Source organism: Wolbachia endosymbiont of Drosophila seguyi (genome assembly GCF_028981765.1).
Lineage (GTDB): Bacteria > Pseudomonadota > Alphaproteobacteria > Rickettsiales > Anaplasmataceae > Wolbachia > Wolbachia pipientis.
In genome coordinates this window covers 1-2434 of sequence record NZ_JAPQLM010000191.1, presented here as the reverse complement: position 1 = coordinate 2434, position 2434 = coordinate 1, and the positions used below count along the sequence as shown (strand labels likewise).

At 32.8% G+C, this 2434-nt stretch carries 3 protein-coding genes; 2 read left to right on the top strand and 1 reads right to left on the bottom strand.

The features are described from left to right. The first annotated feature begins 311 nt into the window (after positions 1-311). On the top strand, positions 312-1910 hold the full coding sequence (locus OZD62_RS05600) for a hypothetical protein (protein ID WP_264374374.1): 1599 nt from the start codon (positions 312-314) through the stop codon (positions 1908-1910). On the opposite strand, the gene OZD62_RS05595 is transcribed toward OZD62_RS05600, so the two are convergent. Then, positions 1902-2126 (bottom strand): WPE palindromic element domain-containing protein, encoded by a 225-nt coding sequence (locus OZD62_RS05595; protein ID WP_094189588.1) that lies wholly within the window; start codon positions 2124-2126, stop codon positions 1902-1904. The two genes, OZD62_RS05600 and OZD62_RS05595, sit on opposite strands and share 9 nt — an antisense overlap. Positions 2127-2159: 33 nt before the next feature. On the opposite strand from OZD62_RS05595, the gene OZD62_RS05590 reads away from it, so the two are divergent. Beyond that, positions 2160-2434: transposase (locus tag OZD62_RS05590; protein WP_274979003.1), on the top strand; the 275-nt coding region annotated here is incomplete at its 3' end.

Below are 2434 nucleotides of genomic sequence, written 5' to 3'. Positions count from 1 at the left end.
TTTTCTCATCTTTACCCCGTACTAAAATTTCAGATATTATAGCCTTTTACTTGTTTCCGGACAACCTCTAGTAGCGGAATGACGAATTTTTGTTTTTCAAATTGTCAGTAAATCTAAGTCAGTTTAGCTATATAAAACATAGTATAAAAAGAGCTATTTTAGCAAAATTTTAAACAAATAAAGTTAATTACTTCACAATTGATACCTTACGAGAAAAGCACATTTGATACAGATTTAAAATACAAGTTAACGAATTATTATGATTTTTACCAAGATAATAATATAGTAAGGTTTGGTAGTGAGGTATCAAAATGGAAAAATACACCAACGCATGGTTTAATAAGAAAGATAATCATGATTGTGCAAATGATGGCACTTGCGGGCAATCTATAAAGGATTTTAGGATTGGTAATTCTGATATTTCTTTTTTTGATAGTAACAAAAACTTAATTGCCAAAGTACCTAAACTACCAAAGTATTCTAGGGATAAATATGGGCATCAATTGTATAAGGAAGCTGAGTCAAAGCAGTTCAATTATTTTTCCACAAATATACATGATGTTTTGTCTAACAGCTTTACCGTTAAATACGGGTATATAAATTGTACTATAAAATACGACAACTTATCTGAGCAGGAACAAAACCAAATAGAAACAGACATTAAAACTGCCTATGAAGCATTTAAAGAAAAGTTTTGCTTGAAAAATAGTAATGCAAGTTACAATATAACGGTTCACATTTTTAATAATAGAAGCGATTATACAAAGTATAACAATCTTCTCGGCTTAGATGAAGATGGTGGTCCAGGATATATTACACGAGGAGTAACAGATTGTCAGAATATTCTGACATATAAGCAAAGTGCCATGGATTTTGTTCTAGGTCATGAGCTAGGCCACATATTTCAATTGTGTTTTTCACCATCGGCAACAGTCCAAACTTTGAGTATTCTGGATACTGAACTCATAGCAAATGTTGTTGGACGAGAAGTAGAAGAAAAAAATTATAAAGCTATTTGCAAGCAGATGGGTGTAGATGAATATAAATACGATGGATGGAGTTTTATTTTTAAATACATAGGTACAACTGGTAGTGTATACCGCCTAAACCTTTCAGAAGAAGAGAAATTTCAAATTATACAACGTGTCAAGAGTTCTGGACTAGATGAATATGAAGACCATGGATGGATGTTTAAATTTAAATATAAAGATACAACTGGTAGTATATACCTCAAGGACCTTTCAGAAGCAGAGAAATTTCAAATTATACAACGTGTCAAGAATTCTGGACTAGATGAATATGAAGATCGTGAATCAATGTTTAGTTTTAAATACAAAGGCACCACTTATAGAGCAGAACACAGAGATTATCTTTCAGCAGAAGAAGAAAAACTTCAATTTATCAAAGACATTAAGAACTCTCATGAATCGCTCGTTAGTGAATGTGATGGATTGGGGAATGAGAATACAACTTTAGTGATTTACGTTGATGAAAATAAGGAGATAAGTCAAATGTATTTTCATAATCTAGACAAGAATATATTCAAATGGTTAGATAAGACACTTATAAGCAGAAGTAAACCTGAAGAAGATGTGGATGACACAGCAGGAAAAGAGCCTGAACCAGAATCAGCCGAAGAGGATACTCAGCAACCCAGTAATTTCTTATCCAATATTTTTTCAACAATTAAATCCATTATTGATTCTATCTCATCACTCTTTTCATGGTTATTTGGGTCGAAAGAGAAAGAGTCTAATCAACAATCTGATGATAATCCTTCTTTGTTTAAGCTCGATGCTAATGAGTTAGATCACGAAGTTAAGCCTGATGCCAATGAGTTAGGTCACGATGTTAGAGATCACTTATCAGACAATTATAACCATTACAACTCATCTGATGGGCTAATGTAATATAGCTAATTTACAGTATCTGTTCAGATGCATGGCTAATGTACAAATATTGAAACAAAAATTCCAGTGCCCCTGTGATGTCATTCCAGTGCTTGACACTGGAATCCAGCTTTTAATCGAAAATGTTGTATAGTACACAATCAAATTTTCTGGATCCCAGTGGGCTTTGTTGCATCGCTCAAGTGAAAAGAACTGGCAGTTACTGACAAAATTCATTATAAATAGCCATTTAACTGTTGAAGAAAAAATATGCCACAAAAAATGAGAGTCAGTAACTGCCATGAATATAACAAATTTCTCCAAGAAAGAGGAAGCATTTTTTGTTATATCAATGACGCCATAGAAAATTGGTACGAGAATTGTCCAAAAATGCAGGGCGGCAACTATATTTATAGTGATAAAGTTGTGATTTTGGTGCATATAATCGTCAGTTTCTTTAGAATTGGTTTAAGACAAACAGTCGGGTTTATAAAAGGGTATTTGCAACAAATAGGAAGAGATTTGCAGCTATTCACAAGCATCAA

Excerpts from the sequence above, each read along its gene's own strand:
- OZD62_RS05600 (WP_264374374.1), top strand. The coding sequence starts at position 312 with ATGGAAAAATACACCAACGCATGGTTTAATAAGAAAGATAATCATGAT.
- OZD62_RS05595 (WP_094189588.1), bottom strand. The coding sequence starts at position 2,126 with ATGAATTTTGTCAGTAACTGCCAGTTCTTTTCACTTGAGCGATGCAAC.